A 20886-nucleotide genomic window follows, 5' to 3' on the forward strand; every position below is an offset into this window, starting at 1 on the left:
GTCCTTGCCCCAAGACAGCGGCAGGATCGGTTGCAACGCTTCAGGGGATGAGAACCGATATGAAACATGGTGGACAGCTTCTGGTCGAATGTCTGGTGGCACTGGGTGCGCGCAAGGCCTTCGGCGTGCCCGGAGAAAGCTATCTGGCCATGCTCGACGCCCTGCACGACACCGGCGGGGCCCTCGACTTCATCAACTGCCGTAATGAGGGGGGTGCCGCTTTCATGGCCGCCGCTTGGGGCAAGCTGACCGGCCAGCCCGGTATCTGCATGGTGACGCGCGGACCGGGCGCGACGAATGCCTCCATCGGTGTGCACACTGCGATGCAAGACAGCGTGCCGATGCTGCTGTTCGTCGGTCAGGTCGGCACCGACATGCGCGGGCGCGAGGCGTTCCAAGAGCTGGACTACCGCGCTGTCTTTGGCACCATGGCTAAATGGGCGGTCGAGATCGACGACGCCGCCCGCATCCCCGAGATCCTCTCGCGCGCCTGGATCACCGCCACCACCGGCCGCCCCGGCCCGGTGGTCATCGCCCTGCCCGAAGATATGCTCTCAGGCCCCGCCGATTTCCCCGCGCTGACCCATGCGCCCGTAATGACCGCCCCCGCGCCCACCGCCGAAGCCGTGGCGCAGGCGCAGGCCCTGCTCGCCGGGGCACAGCGCCCGCTGATCCTGCTCGGCGGCACCAGCTGGACCGATGCAGGTCGCGCCGCGCTGCAGGAGTTCGCGCAGACCTCGGACATCCCCGTCGTCGCCGCCTTCCGCTATCAGGATCAGGTCGACAACCACTCGCCCGCCTTTGTCGGTGAGGCGGGCGTCGGCATGCCGCCGCATGTGCGCGGCCTGATCCAGAACGCCGATGTGATCCTCGCGCTGAACATCCGCTTTGGCGAGATGACCACCGACGCCTACACCCTGCTCAGCGTGCCGATGCCAACGCAAAAGGTGATCCACGTCCATGCCTCGGACCGCGAGATCGGTAAGGTGTATCAACCCGCACTCGGCATCCACGCTGGTCACAACGCCTTTGCCCAGGCGCTGCACCCGGTGCAAGGCGGCTGGGCCGACTGGCGCGCCGACGCCCGCGCGGCCTATGAGGCCAGTTTTGACGCCCCCGCCCAGCCCTCACCGGTCGATATGGTCGCCGTCAGCGCCTATCTGCGCGACGTGCTGCCCGAGGATTTCATCACCACCAATGGCGCGGGCAATTTTACCGTCTGGCCCAACAAGTTCCTGAAATACGGACCAAATGCCCGGATGCTCGGGCCACAGTCCGGGGCGATGGGCTACGGCCTGCCCGCCGCCATCGCCGCCAAGGTGGCCTACCCAGAGCGCACCGTGGTCTGCTTCGCCGGTGACGGCGATTTCCAGATGAACTGTCAGGAACTCGCCACCGCCGCGCAATACGGCGCGCAGCCCATCGTACTGATCGTCAACAACGGCATCTACGGCACCATCCGTGCGCATCAGGAACGCCACTACCCGGCCCGCGTATCGGGCACGACGATGATCAACCCCGACTTCGCCGCCCTCGCCCGCGCTTACGGCTTCCACGGCGAGCGCGTCGCCACCACCGCCGATTTCCCCGCCGCGTTTGAGCGCGCGCTCGCGTCGAAAACCGGCGCGGTGCTCGACCTCGACATCTCGCCCGAGGCGCTGACCCCGCGCCAGACCCTCAGCCAGATGCGCGCCGCAGCCCTTGCCGCCCAAGGAAAATCATGACTGCCATTCGCCTTGGTGCCGATATCGGCGGCACCTTCACCGATATCGCGCTGGAACATAGCGGCGCGCTCTATTCAACCAAGCTGCTGACCACCTATGCCGCGCCCGAACAGGCGATTCTGGACGGGATCGAGATCGTTCTGGCCGACGCAGGACTGACCCCTGCCGACCTCGATCTGGTCATCCACGGCACGACGTTGGCCACCAATGCGCTGATCGAGCGGCGCGGCGCGCGCACGGCGTTTGTGACCACCGAAGGGTTCCGCGACGTGATCGAAATGCGGACCGAAAACCGCTTCGATCAATACGATCTGAACCTTGTGCTGCCCCGCCCGCTGGTCCCGCGTGAGGATCGCTTCCCCGTCGCAGGCCGCATCGGCGCGCAGGGGCAAGAGTTGGCGCCGCTGGATGAGGTGGCACTGGAAACCATCGCCAAGACCATCAAATCGCAGGATTTTGGCGCGGTGGCGATTGGCTTTCTGCATTCCTACGTCAACCCTGCGCATGAAGAACGCGCGCGCGAAATCCTGTCGCGGGTGCTGGACCTGCCTATTTCGATCTCTTGCGAAGTTTCACCGCAGATGCGCGAGTTCGAGCGGTTCAACACCGTCTGCGCCAACGCCTATGTCCGCCCGCAGATGGCCGATTACCTCGCCCGCCTGCAGATCCGCCTCAAGGACATGGGCGCGACGTGTCCCGTGTTCATGATCCACTCGGGCGGCGGCCTGATCTCGGTCGAAACCGCTGCACAATTCCCCGTCCGCCTGATCGAATCCGGCCCTGCCGGCGGTGCGATCTTCGCCGCCGATGTCGCGCAGCGCTTTGGGCTGGAGAAGGTCGTCAGCTATGACATGGGCGGCACCACGGCCAAGATCTGCCTGATCGAAAACTTCGCCCCCAAGACCGCCCGCAGCTTCGAAGTCGCGCGCTCGACCCGCTTCGCCAAGGGCTCGGGCATGCCCATTTCGATCCCGGTAATCGAGATGATCGAGATCGGCGCAGGCGGCGGGTCGCTGGCCTGGGTCGATGCGATGGGCCGCATCCAAACCGGCCCGGAATCCGCGGGCTCGGAACCCGGCCCCGCCTGCTATCAGCGCGGCGGCACGCATCCGGCGATCACCGATGCCGATCTGGTGCTGGGCAAGCTGGACCCCGACAATTTCGCTGGCGGCAAGATCGCCCTGTCACTGGACGCGGCGCAAACCGCGATCGCGCAGGATGTCGGCACGCGCCTGTCCCTCGACCCCACTGCCGCCGCCTTCGGCATTTGCGAGGTGGTGGACGAGAACATGGCCAACGCCGCCCGCGTCCATGCCGTCGAGAACGGCAAGAACATCGCCGACAACGTAATGGTCGCTTTTGGCGGTGCCGCGCCGCTGCACGCCGCCCGTCTATGCGAAAAACTGGGCATTGACCGCTGCCTGATCCCGCAGGGCGCGGGCGTCGGCTCGGCCATCGGGTTCCTAAAAGCGCCCTTCGGGTACGAGGCGCTGGCGTCGCGCGTCCTGCCCCTGTCGCGCTTCGATGCACCCAGCCTGAACGCCGTGCTCGACGGGTTGAAAACCACCGCCGAGGGCTTCGTGCGCACCGGCTCGAACGGCGTGATCACGCGCGCGGTTACGGGCTACATGCGCTACGCCGGGCAAGGCTGGGAGATCCCCGTGCCGCTGCCTGACCGCGCCTTTACGGCGCAGGATGCCACCCTGCTCGCCACCAGCTTCCGCGAGGCTTACGCGCGCTTCTTTGGCCGCGCCATCGACGGGCTGGACGGGCTGGACATCGAAATCGTCACCCTCTCGGTCAAAGCCGAAGACCAGCGCGCCGCGCCTGAAAGCACCGCGCTGACCACCGGCCAACGTGACCACATGGCCACGCAACACCGCCCGGTCTTTGACCCCGCACAGGGTGTCGCGCTACAGACCGCGCTCATCGCCCGCGACACGCTCACCCCCGGCGACCGTGTCTCTGGCCCTGCCGTGATCAGCGAGCGCGAAACCTCGACCGTCGTCACCTCGCCCTTCGATGTGGTGATGCAAGACGACGGCAGCCTGCTGCTCATCCGCAAAGAGGCCACCGCATGACCGCCATCACTGAGATCCGCCTGCAAGTCATGTGGAACCGCCTGATTTCCGTGGTGGAAGAGCAGGCGATGACCCTTATCCGCACCGCCTTTTCCACCTCGGTACGCGAGGCGGGCGATCTGTCGGCGGGCGTCTATGACCCGCAGGGCCGGATGCTGGCCCAAGCCGTCACCGGCACCCCCGGCCACGTCAACACCATGGCCGAGGCGGTGGGCAATTTTCTGGCCGAAATCCCGCGCGAGGACATGTTCCCCGGCGACACCTATGTCACCAACGACCCGTGGAAGGGCACCGGGCATCTGCACGACATCACCATGGTCTCGCCCTCGTTTCTGGGCGACCGGCTGGTCGGGTTCTTCGCCTGCACCGCGCATGTCGTCGATGTGGGCGGGCGCGGATTCGGGGCCGACGGGAAGTCGGTGTATGAGGAAGGCATCCAGATCCCGATCATGAAATTCGCTGAAAAGGGTCAGGTCAACAGCACCCTGATTCGCCTGCTCCGCGCCAATGTTCGTGAGCCCAATCAGGTGGTTGGCGACTTCTATTCGCTTGCCGCCTGCAACGATGTCGGCCACCGCCGCCTGATCGACATGATGCAGGAGATCGGGCTAGACTCGCTCGACACGCTCGCCGAGTTCATCTTCACCCGCACCCGCACCGCCATGCTGGAGCGGCTTGCCACCCTGCCCTCGGGCACATGGTCCAGCACGCTGACCACCGACGGCTACGACGCGCCCGTCACACTTGCATCGACTGTCAGCTTGCGCCCGGACGGCGTGCATGTGGATTTCACCGGCACCGATGCGCCCAGCCGCTGGGGCATCAACGTTCCGCTGATCTACACCAAAGCCTATGCCAGCTATGCGCTGAAATGCGTCGTGGCCCCCGATATCCCGAACAACTGGGCCTCGCTCGATCTGGTCACCATCGCCTCGCCCGAGAATATCCTCAACGCGCAACGCCCCGCCCCGGTCAGCCTGCGCCATGTCATCGGCCATATGGTGCCTGACCTGATCCTGAACGCGCTAGCGCAGGCGCTGCCCGGACAGATCCTCGCCCAAGGCGCGGGCGCGCTGTGGAACCTGCATATCTCGGCCCGTCCGGTCGCGGGCACGCAGGGCCGCAAGGCCGAGATCCTGATGTTCAACTCGGGCGGCATGGGGGCGCGACCGGGACTTGACGGGCTGGGCGCGACCGCTTTCCCCTCGGGCGTGATGACCATGCCGGTCGAGGCCACCGAACAGACCGGTCCCATCGTCGTCTGGCGCAAGGAATTGCGCCCCGACAGCGGCGGCGACGGCCAGTATCGCGGCGGCCTGGGCCAGCGGATCGAGATCGCGCCGATGCCGGGGCACGAGTTCGACTTCTCGGCCATGTTCGACCGCGTGAACCACGCAGCCGAGGGGCGCGATGGCGGCAGCCCCGGCGCGCCCGGCGGTGTGGCGCTCGACGATGGCACAAGGCTGAAACCGAAGGGCTGGCAGCACGTCCCCGCCGGTCGCCGCCTGATGCTGACCCTGCCCGGCGGCGGCGGCTTTGGCGATCCTGCGCAGCGCGCGCCCGCCGCCCGCGCTGACGATCTCTCGAAGGGCTACGTCACCGCACCCAAAGACTGACCCACCTTGACCGCGCCTGCCCCGCAGGCGCACCAAGGCACCATCAAACTGTAAGGAAAACCCATGACCAACCCGCGTTTTGACACCCTTCTGATCACCGGCGCGGCTGGCAATCTGGGCCGAGAGCTGCGCCGCGGCCTTGCCCCGCTGGCCCGCAGGCTGCGCCTGCTCGACCGCGTCACCGTCAGTGACCTGCAGCCCAATGAGGAGATGGTCACCTGTGACCTCGCTGATATGGATGCAGTCATCGCCGCCTGCGAAGGCGTTGACATGATTATGCATTTCGGCGGCGCACCAGTTGAGAAACCGTGGCAAGAGGTGCTCGACAGTTCGATCCGCGGCTCGTACCATATTTATGAGGGCGCGCGGAAACACGGCATCAGCCGCGTTGTCTATGCCTCATCCGTGCATGCCATCGGCTTTCACCAGATGGAAAGCCACATCGACGCCCGCTCGCCCCACCGCCCCGACACGCTCTACGGACTGTCCAAATGCTTCGTTGAGGATCTCGGCAGCCTCTACTGGGACAAGTTCGGCATCGAGAGCGTCATGGTGCGGATCTTCTCCTCGTTCCCCGAGCCTGCCGACCGGCGCCACCTGTGGTCCTTCCTGACCTACAACGACTGCGTGCGTTTGGTCACCGACGCGCTGACCGCCCCGCGCGTGGGCCACACGGTCGTGTTCGGCATGTCCGACAACAAGGTCAAGGTCACCGACAACCGGCTGGCCAATCACCTCGGCTACCGCCCTCAGGAGTCCGCCGAACCCCACCGCGCCCGGATCGAAGCGACCGTGCCGGTGCAGGACCCCGACGCGCCCGCGACCCGCTGCCTCGGCGGCGCCTATGTCGATTTCCCGCACCCTGACGACGAGCCTTCGAAATGAAAGACAGCTATGACGTGGTGATCGTAGGCGGCGCGGTGATCGGCGCATCGGTGGCGTATTTCCTGACCGCCAACCCCGATTTCACCGGCTCGGTGCTGGTGGTCGAACGCGACCCACGTTTCGCCCAGGCCTCGACGGCGCTGTCGGCGTCGTCGATCCGCACCCAGTTCTCCAATCCGATCAACGTGCAGATCAGCCAGTTCGGGCTGAGTTTCATCCGGGGTTTTGCCGAGGCGATGCAGGTCGGCGACGACCGGCCCGACCTGAACTTTCACGAATCCGGCTATCTGTTTCTGGCCAGTACCGACGCGCAGGCGCAGATCCTGCGCGAAAACCACGCCGTTCAGCGCGCCTGCGGGGCCGACACGGTGCTCTGGTCGCAGGCCGAGCTGGCCGATGCCTTCCCGCATCTGCGCGTCGAGGACATCGTGCTGGCCTCTTATGGCCGCTCGGGTGAGGGCTGGTTCAACAACACTGGCCTGATGAACGGCTTTCGCGCCAAGGCCCGCGCGCAGGGGGCCGAGCTGGTCCATGACGAGGTGACAGCGATCGGTCGCGACGGCAGCACCGTCAGCAGCGTCACGCTGAAATCCGGCGCGGTGGTCAAGGCGGGTATCGTGGTAAACGCCTCTGGCCCCCGCGCCGGGCTGACCGCGCGCATGGCCGGGCTGGATGTCCCGGTCGAACCGCGCAAGCGCACACTCTTTGTTCTCGATTGCGCGAAAACGCCGGAAGGGTCGGCCCGCGTCACCGGGGGGCGTTTGCCGTTGATGATCGACACCTCGGGCGTGTTTATCCGCCCTGAGGGGCGCTACTTCCTGTCCGGCGCCGTGCCGGTTGACGACCCCGCCGTCGATTTCGACGATTTCACCCCGCGCTACGAGGAATTCGAGGACATCATCTGGCCCGCGCTGGCCGAACGCTCCGAGGCTTTCGAGGCAATGAAGGTGATCAACCAATGGGCCGGCCATTACGATTACAACACCCTTGACCACAACCTGATCGTCGGCCGCCATCCTGAGGTCACCAACTTCCTGTTCGCCAATGGCTTCTCGGGCCACGGCCTGCAGCAATCCCCCGCCGTTGGCCGCGCCGTCTCCGAGCTGATCACCTATGGTGCCTACCGCAGCCTCGACTTCACGCAAGTCGGCTATGAGCGCATCGTGGAAAACCGCCCGTTCCTGGAAAAAGCGGTGATCTGATGCGCACCTGCCGATGAGCCGAGACGCCCGCCTGCCGCCCCTGAACGCCTTGCGCGTGTTCCACGTCGTCGCGCGGCACAAAAGCTTTCGCGGCGCGGCGGACGAGCTGCGCGTCTCGCCGCAGGCCGTCAGCCAGCAGATTAAACTGCTGGAAGACACGCTCGGCACCCCGCTGTTCGATCGCAAGGGCCGCGCTATTGAGCCTAACGAACAGGCCATCCTGCTTTCCCACTATGTTCAGGCCGGGTTCAACGAGTTTGAAGAGGGCGTGCGCCGCGTCACCAAAACCACCCAGCGCACCCGCATCAACGTTAACGCCAGCCCCTATTTCGCCACCCGCTTCCTGCTCGACCGCATCGCCCGCTTCCGCGCCATCGTCCCCGACGCCGATCTCCGCCTGACCACCATGGTCGATCTGCCCGACTTCATCGCCGACGACGTCGATGTGGCAATCCAGTGGGGCTTTGGCAACTGGCGCAAATACGAGCCCGTATTGTTGATGCGCGACCCCAAGATCCTTTGCTGCATTCCCGCATTGGCTGCGCGCCTCTCCACTCCCGCCGATCTGCTCGACCTGCCGCTTCTGCACCCCGTCCTCTCGACCGACCTCTGGTCCAACGTGCTGACCCATCTGGGCGTCGACGCCCGCAGCAAACCCGCCGACATCCGCTTTCAGGACGCCGCCACCATGCGCCGTGCCACGCTGGCGGGCCTTGGTGTCGGCCTTGTCTCCACCATCGACGCGCTTGAAGATCTGGCGACCGGCAGTCTCATTGCTCCATTCGGGCCCGATGCCCTGCGCACCATGCCCGCAGCCCAGATCCCCGGCTTCTACCTCGTCGTTCCGCGCGCTCACCGCCGCCTGAAATCTGTCGCCGCCTTCTGCGACTGGGTCACCGGCGAGGATTGGACAAGCCATCCACAGCCGTGAAAAACTCAGTTCTGCGCCGCCATCGCTGCCGTATCGATCACCTGCCGCTCCCCGCGACTTCTTCCGTCAGCGAGCGTCTAAAACTCCGTCATATCACATTGCACATGTTTACCCTGAACCGGCAGGCCAAACAGGACGCCCGTCGCTGCGCAGTAAAAATGTTAGCGCCCGGCGATAGATGGCGGATTGGACACATCTTGGGTCACAACAAAACGTATGCCCGGGTTAACGCGGAAATCACCCCCCCAACATCGACCTGTATCCTGCCAGGCCCAAACATCGCCCATTGAGGTCAACCTCACCACGCACACCGTCAGCCAACCGGTCCCAATCCTGCGCAGTCAGGATAGCAGGGTAGGTTGCGTTAAGGTCCAACAGGCTCTGCACGCCGCCAGTAACCAGTACGACCCTGCTCAAAAGCTACACCCTCCTTCCGTCGCAATTATCAGTGTGCGACTCAAATCTTAATATCAGCTTAAAAAATAATGGTTACGGATTTTCGGAATAACCTGCCGCGGCCACGACGCCAAAGTCCTTCGCAAACCATTGATCATGCGGGTAAATCAAAGACAAGAACACCGTCGATGCCGCCAATCGCACTGTTAACTAAGCGGGCGGCGGTAGCCAGATGCTCAGGGTGTTCGGCATAGGCTTTCAGATCGGCCCAACTGTTAAAATCGATGAAAAATCCATGCAGATATCCTCTTTCCAATGCCTCCGGGCTTTCTGATCGACCACCGACAAAGTTATGAGCACCGGGCAAACTGTCGACCAGAGCAGAGAGCTGCGCATATAGAGCCGCCACACGTTCATCGTCCATTTCTGGTTTGAACTTAGTCAAGACAGTATGACGGATCATGGTATTTCCCTTCAATCACCAAGCCTTGCCGAGCCTGCCATTCTTCGCCCGACAGCGAAAGGCGGATGAAGCGCGCGCCGTCAGCGCAAGCCGGGCCCTTTCCCTCGTGCCCCGCGCGCGCCATTATGGTGAAAAGAGGAGTCGCGATGCCCCTGTCCCCTGTCCCGCTGCTGCGCGCCCTGTTTGATCGGGCGGTCGAGGTTGCCGATCCGATGCGCTCGCTCGCTGCCCATCTCCCGCCCAAACCCACCGGTCGGGTTGTGGTGGTCGGTGCGGGTAAGGCCAGCGCGCGGATGGCCGAGGCGGTCGAGGCCGAATGGGGTCCGTGCGAAGGTCTGGTGATCACCCGCTACGGCTATGCCCGCCCCTGTCAGGGCATTGAAATTGTTGAGGCTGCGCATCCGGTGCCGGATCAGGCTGGCGCCGACGCGACGATCCGGATGCTCGACCTTCTGGATGGGCTGGGCGAGGAAGATTTTGTGCTCGCCCTGATTTCAGGCGGGGCGTCGGCGCTGCTGATTGCTCCCTGTGACGGCATAACGCTGGACGAGAAGAAGGCGGTTAACAGCGCCCTCCTCGCTTCTGGTGCGCCGATTGACAAGATGAACACGCTGCGCAAACACCTGAGCCGGGTCAAAGGTGGCCAGCTGGCGGCGGCGGCCTATCCTGCCCACCTGTTGGCACTGATGATCTCTGATGTCCCCGGCGATGATCCGGCCTTTATCGGTTCGGGTCCAACCGTGGGCGATGCATCCACACCCGACGACGCCCGCGCCGTGCTGGCGCGCTGGGAAGTTGGCGTCCCGCTCTCGGTGACAGACGCCCTCAATCGCCCGACCGGTGTGATCCCCCCCGGCGACACGCGCCTGTCGCGGGTAGAAAACCGGATCTACGCAGCCCCTGCGCAATCACTTGCCGCCGCCGCCGAACTGGCGACCGCTCACGGATGTCAGACGCGTCACCTTGGCGACGCGCTCGAAGGGGAAGCGCGCGACGTTGCGCGCGCGATGGCGGCCCAAGCCCTTGCCTTGCAAACGACGCTCACCCCAGGCGACGCGCCGTTGGTCCTGCTCTCGGGCGGCGAGTTGACGGTCACGCGGCGCGGTGATGGCATCGGCGGACCCAACGCCGAGTTCTGCCTTGCCTTGGCTCTTGCCCTCAACGGCGCACCCGGTATCTACGCCCTAGCCTGTGACACCGACGGCGTCGATGGCGCAGCCGAGGTCGCCGGGGCCGTGATAAGCCCCGACACCTTGAACGGCCAGCGCGCCGCAGCCGAGGACGCCTTGGCCCAGAATGACGCCCACAGTTTCTTCGCCCGCGTGGGTGCGCAGGTTGTCACTGGTCCGACCCTGACCAATGTCAACGATTTCCGCGCACTTCTGATCGAACCCCTTTGACGGGTTCCGCTGGGAACGTCATGCTCGCGCCCGCACATGCTAGTTGAACGCCACATTTCTTAACATTTGTTGAATCGAGGCGCCTCATGACTGTTTTTTCCCGCCGTATGCTTCTCTTGACTGCGGCCAGCCTGCCGCTGGCCAGCCCTGCCTTTACCAGCACCCCGTCGCGACTGGGCGAGGTGCTGGAAACCACCGGTCCCGGCGATCTGATCCGCGATGGTCTAAGGCTGCCCTTGGCGCCGGGCCTCGCGTTGCACGAAGGTGACACAGCGGCGACGGGTGACAGCGGGCTGGCGTTGCTGTTGCTCGACGCGCGCACGCGGATTGCACTGGGCACCAATAGCCACATCGAACTGGCCAGTTTCCTGTCCGAAATCGGCGGCACTATACGGGTCGGCGGCGCCATGGTTTTTGACCGGCCTGACGATTTGCCAGCGCTGGACGCACGCTTTGTCACCGCGTTCGGTGAGATCGGCGTGCGCGGCACGCGGTTTTTCGTCGGTTGGTCGCGCGGCGATTATGCGGTTTTCGTCCAGCGCGGACAGGTCAGCGTGTCGAATGCCGGCGTGACCCGCCTGCTGAATGCGGGCGAAGGATGCACGATGTCCGCCGGCGTCCCGTCCGAGGTCACTCCTTGGGGCGAGGCGCGCATCGACGAGGCCTTCGCCAGCCTCGGCCTGTCGCGCGACTGACACCGCCTGAGGGCTTTACGCCGGATGCCGCCTGCGGCACCATCGCCGCACCAAAGGGGGCGGCATGCGCAATCGCGGGTTCTGGAAATCCTTCGCGCTCTTTTCGGGGTTGTCCCCGGAGGCGCTTGATGCCGTCGCCGCAACAGCGCGCGCGCGCCATTGGGGCCCTGGGGAGCTGCTTTTTCAACGCCATGACCCCGGCGATTGGCTGGTCGCGCTCGAAAGCGGGCGAGTGCGGATCTCGCTGGTGACGCCGGGTGGGCGCGAGTTGGTGTTGCGACACTCTGAACCGGGCGAAATTCTGGGGGAGATGGCGCTGTTCGACAACGCCCCACGCTCGGCCGATGCCACGGCCGTGGGCGCTGTCAGCGGCTTTGTTCTGGACCGCAGTGCGTTTCACACGCTGGCTCAGGCCGATACAGGGTTTTACCGCTCGGCGCTGGCGCATCTGTCCAGTATGCTGCGCAGCACCACGTTGCAGCTTGAATCCATTGCCCTTTATCAGCTTCGTGGCCGGGTCGCGCGCTTCTTGTTGATCACGCTCGAACAGCTGCACGGGGCCGATATCCCTGATCAGGCCGGGCTTTCGCTGGGCCTGTCACAAGGAGAGCTGGCCGCCGTACTGGGCGCGACCCGGCCCAAGGTGAACCGCGTCTTGCAGGATTTCCGCGACGAAGGGCTGATCATCGATGACGGACGCAGCTGGCGGTGCCATGTTACCGGGCTGCGGGCCGAGGCCGGATCGGATGGCTGAGACCCCACGCCGTCCGCTGGCCGGAAGGGTCGCGCTGGGGCTTTGCCTGGCGCTTGCGGCGCTGATCGCGTGGCAACCCGCACCGCTGGTTCGATGGCAAGAGCGGGCATTGGATGCCCTGCTTGTACTGGTCCCTGCGCCGCCAACCACAGGCGTCACCGTCATCGATATCCCGCGTGCTGATGACACCGGCGCGCCGTGGTCGCGCGCGTCCTCAGCCCGGCTGGCAGCGCGGTTGGCCGAGGCGTCACCGCGCGTCGTCGGTTGGGACGTGGTTTTTGCAGACGATTGCGCGCCAAACGCGGCCAATCTGGCGCTGACCGCCACGCTCAGCCGCAGCGCAACCGTCCTTGGCTTCCTGCTCGCCAACCAGTCCGAGGCCCTGCCCGGCCCCGCCCCCGCGCTGGCCCTTGGCGGCGATGCCGGCACGCGGCTGTGGAGCGCGCCGGGGGCGGAAGCCCCCTGTGAAACCTTTTTGTCCGACCCGGTGACCCTTGCCAGCCTGTCTTTGCCCGGCGACACCGAAGCCCGCGTGCGCCGTGTTCCCGCCGCCGTCACCGTTGCGACCCTTGCCTGGCCGTCGCTCCCGGTAGAGCTGGCCCGGCGCGTTCGCGCGCCCTCAGCCGTGGTTCTCGCAGCCGATGCCAGTGGCGCGCTGAGCCTGCATCTTGGCCCGCGTGCCGTGCCTCTGGACAGGGACGGCACGCTGCGTTTGCGTCCCCGCCCCGCCGCGATGCGCGCAGCGCGCACGCTCGACGCGGCCGCCCTGCTCAGCGGTCCAGTTCCCGACCTTGCCGACCGCGTGGTCATCGTCGGTTCCTCCGTGCCGCAACGCGGCGGGTTGCGCCCCACTGCCATGGGCCCCCTTTATCCGTCCGTCCAGATCGCCGCCGATCTGACCGCCGACCTGATCGCCGACCAGCTCCCCTGGCGCCCCGCCAACGCGCCCTGGGTCGAGGCAGCCGCCCTCGCCCTTGCCGGCCTCATCCTTGCCGGCATGCTGCCGCGCCTTGCCCCGCTGGCCGGGGTTGCCCTTGCGCTCACCCTTGCGCTGGTCTGGACCGGGACCGCGACGACGACTTATCTTGCCACCAATCGTCTTTATGATCCGTTAATGCCCGCCCTAGGCGTGCTTTTTTCCGCCACGGCCGCGATCCTGCTGCAAGCTGCGCTCACTGCCCGGGCCGAGCGCGCCCTGCGCGAACGTATGGGCCAGCTGCTGCCTGCGGTCGTCGTTGCGCGCTTGGCCAATGACCCCGGCCTGCTGCGTCTGCGCGGTGAACGGCGCCTTGTGACCGCGCTTTTCACCGATCTTGAAGGCTTTACCGCCGCCACCGTCACGATGGAGCCTGAAGCCCTGATCGACGCCCTCGACCGCTACTTCACCGTAGTCTGCGCGGTGATTTTGCGCCATGGCGGGATGATCGACAAAATCGTCGGCGATGCGGTCCACGCGCTTTTCAACGCGCCGCTGGACCAGCCCGGCCATGTAGACGCAGCCCTTCAGGCCGCCGCCGAGATCGTCGCCCAGACCGAGGCCTTGCGCGCCAGCCTCGGTCTGGGCCGAACCCGCATCGGTATCGAGACCGGCGCGGCGATTCTGGGCGATGTCGGCTCGGGCGCGCGCATCGACTACACCGCGCATGGTGCCTGCGTTAACCTTGCTGCGCGGCTGGAGGCGGCGGGCAAGGCGCTGGGGCCCGCCGTGATCATCGGCCCCGCCGCGGCGGCGCAAAGCACGCAGCCTTTGCGCGCCCTTGGCCTGCATGAGCTGCGCGGTTTCGGGCCGGTTGAGGTTTTTACCCTGTCCTGACTGTAGTGTTCCCCCGGGAACTGAGCGCACAGCCTGTGCCCGTTAGGTTGGTCCCATCGGCACCAACGCCGCAACCCGCACAAGGAACCAAGCCCATGATCCGCCACGCCTTCATCGCCGCCGCCCTCACCCTGATCCCTGCCGCGGCCTCTGCCTCTGACGCCTGGACCACCGCCGGCGTCAACTTTCGCGACGGGCCGAGCAGCTATTACGCTGTCATCGCCACCCTGCCGCGATGCGCGGTGATCCAGACCTATGAATGGCAGAGCGGCTGGGTCCGGGCCGAATGGCAGGGGCAGTACGGCTGGCTCTCGGGCAGCTATATCGCTGAAAGCAATGCGCATTGCAGCTATCAGGCGCCCGCCTATCAAGCCCCGGCCTATCACGCCCCGGCGCAGGGCACCGCGTACCGCCGCTATTGACCCCCAAGACCTTTGCAACGGCGGGCCCCTTCGGGGGCCCTTTTTTGCATCCGGCCGCTGCTCGCTGTTCCCCCGGGAACTGAGGCGCAGCCAGCCCGGCGCTAAGGTGATCTCATAACCACCCCAACACCCCACGGAGCCACCCCATGTATCGCACCGCCCTTGCCGCCCTGATCCTTACCGCCCAACTCGCTGGCAGCGCCGCTCTTGCCCGCGACACCGGTCTTGTCCCCGCCGCGCCCATCACAGCCCGGCATGTCACCGCCCCGTCGGGCGCGGGACTGGCCCTGCCGGTCATTTCGCTGACGCAGCCCGCAAGCGACGCCCCTCGCACGGCGCCCCTTCTGGACGCCGCCTATCGCCCGATCGAGCCGCAAACCCGCGTCTTTTCCTGAAAACGCAAATCATGCCGGAGCGCGGCCTTGTTTGATCTGAATCAAGGCCGCTGCACGATCAGACGCTAAGAAAGCCGCATTCAAAGCGCAGATTTGCGCGTCGTGCAGGGCTAGTTTGTATGCGTTTGACCCTTAGAACCAATCTTGCGATGCGCACCTTGATGCATTGCGCCACGCAGTTCCCGGTCAGCTTGCGCACCGCCGACGTGGCAAGTGCCTGTAATGCTTCTTTTCACCACGTTGCGCAGGTGGTCAATCAGCTGGAAAGCGAAGGCTTTCTGACGACAACCCAGGGCCGCGGGGGCGGTATCGCGCTGGCCAGACCGGCGGACGAGATCGGCGTCGGCACGGTGATCCGCCTGTTCGAGGCCGAGCTGCCCTTCGCAGAATGCATGGACCTCAAGCGGAACACCTGCCCGCTTGCCGGGGCCTGTCGCCTCAAGGGCATGCTGTGCGAGGCGCTCGGTGCCTTCTATGGTGCGCTCGATCGCTATACGCTCCTTGACCTGGTCGACAACAACGCGGCACTGACCGGCATTTTTGCCCGCGAGGCTGTGGAGCAGGACGTGCAGACGCCGGCGTAGCCGCGCGGCCCGCTGCGCAGGGTGCAGAGCGCCTGCACCTACACAAAACTTCACAAATTAAATTCCTGCATTCTCTTGATCGAGTCGGGCGCACGGGACTATGTGTCGCGTGCCGCGCACCGCCAGACGGTTCCGCATTCCAGGTTCGGTATTTTCAACATGACATCCTCCCCCACGCCTCAAGACGTCACCCCCACCGCTGTCCGGTCGGTCCGGCTGGTCATCGCGTCTGTCGCCACGCTTTTGCTGCTCGCAGCGCTTGATCAGACCATCGTATCGACAGCCCTGCCCACCATTGTCTCGGATCTGGGCGGGCTCGAACACCTCAGCTGGGTCGTCACCGCCTATATCCTGGCCTCGACCGTGGCAGCGCCGCTTTATGGCAAACTGGGCGACCTTTATGGCCGCCGGATTATGGTCTTTGTTTCGGTCGGGCTGTTCCTGATCGGCTCGTTGCTCTGCGGGCTGGCGGGCAACATGACGTTCCTCATCGTCTCGCGCGCCATTCAGGGTCTCGGCGGCGGCGGTTTGTTCGTGCTGGCGCTGTCGGTGGTGGGCGACGTGCTCACCGCCAAGGAACGCGGCAAGATCCAAGGCATGTTCGCGGCTGTCTTCTCGATCTCGTCCATGGTCGGGCCGCTGATCGGCGGCTATTTCGTCGAGCAGTTCAGCTGGCACTGGATCTTCCTGATCAACGTGCCGCTGGGCATTCTGGCCGTGATCGGCTTTGCCATGAGCTTCCCGGCGCATACCGCCACCAAGAAGCACAAGATCGACTGGGCGGGCGCTGCGGCGCTGTCGCTCACGCTGGCGTCGGTGACGCTGATGACCGCGCTGGGGGGCAATACCCTGCCCTGGGATTCGCTTGAGACCTACGGACTGGGCGCTTTGTCGCTGGTGGCGCTGGTGGCGTTCATCCTGATCGAGCGCCGCGCGGTCGAACCGATCCTGCCGCTTGAGCTGTTCAAGCTGAACGTCTTCACCACCACCTCGATGCTGAGCTTCCTCACCGGCGCGGCGATGCTGGGGGCGGTGACGTTCCTGCCGCTGTATCTGCAAGTCGCGCGCGGTGTGAGCCCGATGATCTCAGGCCTCCTGCTGGCCCCGATGACGCTGGGCATCGTCGCCGCCACCACGGTCGCGGGCACCTATATGCGCCGCAGCGGGCGCTACCGGATCCTGCCGATTGTCGGCATGACCATCCTTGCCATTGGCGGCGTGCTGTTGTCGCAGATCTCGGTGGACACGTCGACCTGGGGCTTCTCGGGCATGATCGTGCTGTTCGGCTTTGGTATGGGCCTGTGCTTCCCGGTGCTGACCACCGCCGTGCAGAACGCCGTGCCGCGCGCGCAACTGGGCACGGCGACCTCGTCGGGCGTCATGTTCCGCCAGATCGGTGGCTCACTGGCGGTCGCCATGTTCGGCGCGATGATGACCGCTCGACTGGCCGCTCAGGCAGGCGGGCTGAACTTCTCGGCCGAGATGGGCCCGCAGGCGCTGGCGCAGCTCGACCCGGCGATCCGCGCTGGCATCGCCACGCATATCGTCGACGCCATCGCCCCGATTTACTGGGTTGTTGCGGCCTTCGGTGTGATGGGTCTGATCGTCGCGCTGATCCTGCGCGAAATCCCGCTGTCGGGCCGTACGCCCGCACCGCAGGCCGAATAACTACGCCAACGGACAACGCCCCGGCTTGAGATCAAGCAGGGGCGTGCCATCAAGCGCTTCCAACCCGCGCACGATCAGCCGGTTCCCCTGCCGCGCGACCAGCTTAACCGTCGTCACCGCAATCGGATTGGGCCGCACGGGCGAGCGCAGCGAGAACACGCCGCGCGGGCCGTTGCCGTGGTTCGGCTCGATGATCAGCAGATCGCGGCGCGCCTTGTGGAACCACAAGAACAGCTCGATCCATTCGAAATCGTCGATCCCCTGCAACGCCCGGTCCCACGGCGGGTTCAGCACCACCGCGCACTCCGGCCCGTCAGGCCCGACACGCTTTGGGCAATCACGGAGCGTCTTGTAGGGTGTCTCGACCTTCCCGATGAAACCCAACGTGGCATCCGCGGCCAGCACGGCGTCGGTTACTTCCTCATTCGGTTTCAACGGCTTGTGCGTCATGTTTCCATCGCAATGAAATCCGGCACCAGCCCGCTGGCGGCGATGAACGCCTTGGGGTCGACGCCCTTGAAGAACCCGTGCGACTGGATGAGCACGGTGAAACACCCCGCCGCGCGCCCGCCCAGAATGTCGGTATGCAGCGAGTCGCCGACCATCGCCACGCGCTTGGCCGGCAGGTCCAGCGCCCTGAGCGCCGCCTCGAACGCCCCGCCAAACGGCTTGCCGTAGAATTCGACCGGCACCGGCAGATCCACTGCATAATGCCCCGGCTCCCAGGTGAACCCGCCCTCACGCGGGGCGACAACATCAGGGTTGGCGCAGATCACCGGGCGGGGCCGCGCCTTCAGCGCCGCCACCAGTGCCGCCTGTTTGGCGTCATCCCAGCCCTGCGAGCCAAGGAACAAGAACCCGTCCGCGCTGTCCAGCAACCCCGCATCCAGCGCGCGCAGATCGCCCGGCAGATCGTCGAACGCGGCCCCTTCTGGCGCAATCGCCGCCCAGACGCCGCCGCGCCCTTTCAATGCCTCCCCGGCCAGATCGCGGCTGGCGATCACCTCATCTGCGGTGAAATCAAAGCCCCACTTGTGGTACTTCGCCAGCGCCTCGTCCCGCGTGGCCGAGGCGCCGTTGGTCAGCACCACCACCCGCTTACCTGCAGCCCGCATCTGCGCGATCCGCGCCACCGCTTGCGGCAAGACCCCCTCGCCAACATTCAAAACGCCAAACGCGTCCAGAATGAAGCCGTCATAGCGCTCAATCACGCCCCGCAGGTCGTCAATCCTGGCGCTGAACGGCGGAAAGATCCGCCCGGGCTGCGGGTAATGATGCGCAATGGCGCAGTAGCGGGCGAAGGCCCAGCGGGCATTTGGCTGCATCGAGCGTCCTCATCGTCTGGGGCGAAAAAGGCCCCGCAAACTCCCCGACATGCTGGCAAAAATCCGCATCCGGCGAAAGCGCGATCTGTGTCGGCATCGCTTCCTGTTCCGCCCGGAATTTGAGCGAAACGCCCAAGACATAGGCATCAACGCGACGCCCGCCAAAGCAGCAAACGCCCGCCATGCGTCCCGTCTTGAACCCGACCGCCGCACACGCTTGAGCTAGCGTGAACGGAGACCCCATGAACGCCCAAGCCCCGACCCTTCACCAGCGCACGCGCGGCTCGGCCGAGGTCGTGATGGCGGGCGGGCGGCTCAAGCGGCTCTATACCCAAGGCTCGGCCAAGGCGATTCCGCTGACCGGCCCGCGGCCAGAGGTGGTTTTTCTCAATACATCCGGCGGGTTGACCGGCGGCGATCGGCTGTCCTTTGCCCTGCAAACCGACAGCGACACCACCGCCACCACCCAAACCGCCGAACGCGCCTACCGCGCCAGCGACGGCACGGCGCAGATGAGCGTCGCGCTCGACATCACCCATGGCAGGCTCGACTGGCTGCCACAGGAGACCATCCTCTTCGACCGCTCAGCCCTGCGCCGCCACACCCGCATCAGCCTGGGCCCGCAGGCCGAGTGTCTGCTGCTGGAAGCCATCGTGCTGGGCCGCGCCGCCATGGGCGAGACAGTCCGCGATTTCACCCTGACCGACCGGCGTGAGATCCTGCGCGCAGGTAAACCCGTACTGGTCGAGCCGCTGAAAATGCACGGCGGCACCCTGACCGGCCCCGCCACGCTGCAGGGCGCGCGCGCCTTCGCCTCGATCGCGCTGGTCGCGCAGGGGGCCGAGGATGCGCTGGGTCCGGTGCGCGCCACCCTCAATGAGCCCGGCGTGCGCGGCGCGGCCTCGGCATTCGACGGAAAACTGACGCTGCGGCTGATCGCCGCCGATGGCTGGCCGCTCAGACGGCAGATCGCACGGCTGGTATCCGTGTTGCGACCTGCTAACACTGGCAGCCTGCCCCGCGTCTGGCAGATCTAGGAGACAGGCATGAACCTTACCCCCCGCGAAAAGGACAAGCTGCTGATCAGCCTCGCCGCGATGGTCGCGCGCGGACGGCTGGCGCGCGGCGTCAAGCTCAACCACCCCGAGGCCATCGCGCTGATCACCGATTTCGTTGTCGAAGGCGCCCGCGACGGCCGCCCGGTGGCCGAGCTGATGGAAACCGGCGCGCATGTGATCACCGCCGAGCAATGCATGTCCGGCATCCCCGAGATGATCCATTCCGTGCAGGTCGAGGCGACATTCCCCGACGGCACCAAACTCGTCACCGTTCACCACCCGATCCGCTAAGAGGTTCCCCATGCGCGCACTCCCCCTCGCCCTGATGCTGCTGCTCTCGCCCACGCTGGCGCTGGCCCACGGCACCCATGACCTTGGCACCTTCGCTTACGGCGCCGCGCACCCGCTGGGCGGGCTGGATCACGTGCTGGCGATGCTCGCGGTGGGCCTGCTGGCCGCGCAGACCGGGGGCCGCGCGCTCTGGGCGATGCCGCTGGCTTTTGTCGGCGCGATGCTGGCGGGCGGTGCTTTGGGCTTTGTCGGCGTCACCGTGCCCGCGGTCGAGCCGATGATTCTGGCCTCTATCGTCATCCTCGGCGTGCTGGCCGCGCTCGCCACCCGCCTGCCGCTGGCCGCAACCCTGCCGATGATCGCCGTCTTCGGTCTGGCCCATGGCTGGGCGCATGGGGCTGAAGGCCCGGCGACCGGCATGGCGCTTTACGCGGCGGGCTTTGCTTTGGCCACCGCCGCGCTACATGCAGCTGGCATCGCGATGGGTCGCAGCCTTTCTGCTCTGACCACGCGCTCGCTGGGCGGGGCCGCCGCTGTGGCGGGTCTTGCGCTGGCTCTTGTGTAAGGACACGCCATGATCCCCGGAGAGATTTTCGCCGCCCCCGGCGACATCATCCTCAATCCCGACGCCCCCGTCACCACGCTCACGGTCGCCAATACCGGCGACCGCCCGGTGCAGGTCGGCTCGCACTACCACTTCGCCGAAACCAACCCCGGCCTCAGCTTTGATCGCGAGGCCGCGCGCGGCCAGCGGCTCGACATCCCCGCCGGCACCGCCGTGCGCTTCGAGCCGGGGCAAACGCGCGAGGTCAACCTGATCCCCTATCAGGGCAACCGCACCGTCTATGGCTTCAATGCCAAAGTCATGGGTGCGCTGTGATGGCCGCCTTCGCGTTTGACGCCCTGCGCCTTGCCCTGCAAACCGGCACCATGATGATGCAGGCGCAGCAAGTCGTGGCCATGCGCACGCTGGGCATGATGGGCGGCTGGAACCTGCGCGACGGTGAAACCGCGCGCATGGTGTCCGAGAAAATGGCCGCTTTCACCGAATCGAGCGCCGCCATTCACACCGCCCTCACCCAGTCCAAACCGCCGCTCGCTGTGGCCACCGCAGCCCTCAAACCCTACGCCAAGCGCACCCGCTCGAATGCCCGCAGCCTGTCACGGCGCGGGCCGGGTTGAG

General features: G+C 65.9%; 22 protein-coding genes. 19 read left to right on the forward strand and 3 right to left on the reverse strand.

Annotated features, from left to right (window positions below):
• The first annotated feature begins 59 nt into the window (after positions 1 to 59).
• The 6 genes from EAE28_RS01005 (at position 60) to EAE28_RS01030 (ending at position 8439) form a co-directional block, all read left to right on the forward strand.
• Positions 60 to 1724 carry a thiamine pyrophosphate-dependent enzyme gene (locus EAE28_RS01005; protein WP_127103956.1) on the forward strand — a complete coding sequence of 555 codons (1665 nt, stop codon included), beginning with the start codon at positions 60 to 62 and terminating at the stop codon, positions 1722 to 1724.
• Positions 1721 to 3805: a hydantoinase/oxoprolinase family protein gene (locus tag EAE28_RS01010; protein WP_127103957.1), complete on the forward strand. Its 2085-nt coding sequence runs from the start codon at positions 1721 to 1723 to the stop codon at positions 3803 to 3805. The genes EAE28_RS01005 and EAE28_RS01010 overlap by 4 nt, the downstream gene beginning before the upstream one ends.
• On the forward strand, positions 3802 to 5421 hold the full coding sequence (locus tag EAE28_RS01015; protein WP_127103958.1) for a hydantoinase B/oxoprolinase family protein: 1620 nt from the start codon (positions 3802 to 3804) through the stop codon (positions 5419 to 5421). The genes EAE28_RS01010 and EAE28_RS01015 overlap by 4 nt, the downstream gene beginning before the upstream one ends.
• Before the next feature lie 63 nt (positions 5422 to 5484).
• On the forward strand, positions 5485 to 6306 hold the full coding sequence (locus EAE28_RS01020; protein ID WP_127103959.1) for an NAD-dependent epimerase/dehydratase family protein: 822 nt from the start codon (positions 5485 to 5487) through the stop codon (positions 6304 to 6306).
• On the forward strand, positions 6303 to 7508 hold the full coding sequence (locus EAE28_RS01025) for an NAD(P)/FAD-dependent oxidoreductase (RefSeq protein ID WP_127103960.1): 1206 nt from the start codon (positions 6303 to 6305) through the stop codon (positions 7506 to 7508). The genes EAE28_RS01020 and EAE28_RS01025 overlap by 4 nt, the downstream gene beginning before the upstream one ends.
• Before the next feature lie 13 nt (positions 7509 to 7521).
• A complete protein-coding gene (locus EAE28_RS01030) occupies positions 7522 to 8439 on the forward strand; it encodes a LysR substrate-binding domain-containing protein (protein WP_127103961.1) in 918 nt (305 codons plus the stop codon).
• A gap of 550 nt (positions 8440 to 8989) precedes the next feature.
• Here EAE28_RS01030 and EAE28_RS01035 read toward each other — a convergent pair.
• On the reverse strand, positions 8990 to 9298 hold the full coding sequence (locus EAE28_RS01035) for a Dabb family protein (protein WP_127103962.1): 309 nt from the start codon (positions 9296 to 9298) through the stop codon (positions 8990 to 8992).
• A 146-nt stretch (positions 9299 to 9444) separates the two neighbouring features.
• Here EAE28_RS01035 and EAE28_RS01040 point away from each other — a divergent pair, with 146 nt between their 5' ends.
• The 8 genes from EAE28_RS01040 (at position 9445) to EAE28_RS01075 (ending at position 17029) form a co-directional block, all read left to right on the forward strand.
• Complete coding sequence (locus EAE28_RS01040; protein WP_127103963.1) at positions 9445 to 10698, forward strand: glycerate kinase type-2 family protein; 1254 nt, start codon at positions 9445 to 9447, stop codon at positions 10696 to 10698.
• An 86-nt stretch (positions 10699 to 10784) separates the two neighbouring features.
• A complete protein-coding gene (locus EAE28_RS01045) occupies positions 10785 to 11393 on the forward strand; it encodes a FecR domain-containing protein (RefSeq protein ID WP_127103964.1) in 609 nt (202 codons plus the stop codon).
• 64 nt (positions 11394 to 11457) lie between these two features.
• Positions 11458 to 12147, forward strand: a complete 690-nt coding sequence (locus EAE28_RS01050) for a Crp/Fnr family transcriptional regulator (RefSeq protein WP_127103965.1) — start codon at positions 11458 to 11460, stop codon at positions 12145 to 12147.
• Positions 12140 to 13960 carry an adenylate/guanylate cyclase domain-containing protein gene (locus EAE28_RS01055; RefSeq protein ID WP_164736510.1) on the forward strand — a complete coding sequence of 607 codons (1821 nt, stop codon included), beginning with the start codon at positions 12140 to 12142 and terminating at the stop codon, positions 13958 to 13960. Before EAE28_RS01050 ends, EAE28_RS01055 begins: the two co-directional genes overlap by 8 nt.
• Positions 13961 to 14055: 95 nt before the next feature.
• On the forward strand, positions 14056 to 14382 hold the full coding sequence (locus EAE28_RS01060; RefSeq protein ID WP_127103967.1) for an SH3 domain-containing protein: 327 nt from the start codon (positions 14056 to 14058) through the stop codon (positions 14380 to 14382).
• A 146-nt stretch (positions 14383 to 14528) separates the two neighbouring features.
• Positions 14529 to 14777: a hypothetical protein gene (locus EAE28_RS01065; protein ID WP_127103968.1), complete on the forward strand. Its 249-nt coding sequence runs from the start codon at positions 14529 to 14531 to the stop codon at positions 14775 to 14777.
• 119 nt (positions 14778 to 14896) lie between these two features.
• Positions 14897 to 15361 carry an RrF2 family transcriptional regulator gene (locus EAE28_RS01070; protein ID WP_127103969.1) on the forward strand — a complete coding sequence of 155 codons (465 nt, stop codon included), beginning with the start codon at positions 14897 to 14899 and terminating at the stop codon, positions 15359 to 15361.
• Positions 15362 to 15520: 159 nt separating this feature from the next.
• Positions 15521 to 17029 (forward strand): MDR family MFS transporter, encoded by a 1509-nt coding sequence (locus EAE28_RS01075; protein WP_127103970.1) that lies wholly within the window; start codon positions 15521 to 15523, stop codon positions 17027 to 17029.
• Here EAE28_RS01075 and tsaA read toward each other — a convergent pair whose 3' ends face one another.
• Positions 17030 to 17479, reverse strand: a complete 450-nt coding sequence (gene tsaA, locus EAE28_RS01080; protein ID WP_127103971.1) for a tRNA (N6-threonylcarbamoyladenosine(37)-N6)-methyltransferase TrmO — start codon at positions 17477 to 17479, stop codon at positions 17030 to 17032. It abuts the gene before it with no gap.
• Positions 17476 to 18354, reverse strand: coding sequence for an HAD-IIA family hydrolase (locus tag EAE28_RS01085; RefSeq protein ID WP_127103972.1), 879 nt, complete (start codon positions 18352 to 18354; stop codon positions 17476 to 17478). The genes tsaA and EAE28_RS01085 overlap by 4 nt, the downstream gene beginning before the upstream one ends.
• A 242-nt stretch (positions 18355 to 18596) precedes the next feature.
• Between EAE28_RS01085 and EAE28_RS01090 the strand changes: the two genes are divergently transcribed.
• Genes EAE28_RS01090 through EAE28_RS01110 form a run of 5 tightly spaced genes read left to right on the forward strand, consistent with a single transcriptional unit; the run spans position 18597 to position 20885 of the window.
• Entirely contained in the window at positions 18597 to 19391 is a 795-nt protein-coding gene (locus EAE28_RS01090; protein ID WP_127103973.1) for an urease accessory protein UreD, read from the forward strand.
• Between the two features lie 9 nt (positions 19392 to 19400).
• Positions 19401 to 19703, forward strand: coding sequence for an urease subunit gamma (locus EAE28_RS01095; protein ID WP_127103974.1), 303 nt, complete (start codon positions 19401 to 19403; stop codon positions 19701 to 19703).
• 10 nt (positions 19704 to 19713) lie between these two features.
• Positions 19714 to 20268, forward strand: coding sequence for a HupE/UreJ family protein (locus EAE28_RS01100; RefSeq protein WP_127103975.1), 555 nt, complete (start codon positions 19714 to 19716; stop codon positions 20266 to 20268).
• Between the two features lie 9 nt (positions 20269 to 20277).
• Entirely contained in the window at positions 20278 to 20583 is a 306-nt protein-coding gene (locus tag EAE28_RS01105; RefSeq protein WP_127103976.1) for an urease subunit beta, read from the forward strand.
• Positions 20583 to 20885, forward strand: a complete 303-nt coding sequence (locus tag EAE28_RS01110) for an antifreeze protein (RefSeq protein ID WP_127103977.1) — start codon at positions 20583 to 20585, stop codon at positions 20883 to 20885. Before EAE28_RS01105 ends, EAE28_RS01110 begins: the two co-directional genes overlap by 1 nt.
• The last annotated feature ends 1 nt before the right edge of the window (position 20886 follow it).

The organism is Pararhodobacter zhoushanensis (assembly GCF_003990445.1).
GTDB lineage: Bacteria > Pseudomonadota > Alphaproteobacteria > Rhodobacterales > Rhodobacteraceae > Pararhodobacter > Pararhodobacter zhoushanensis.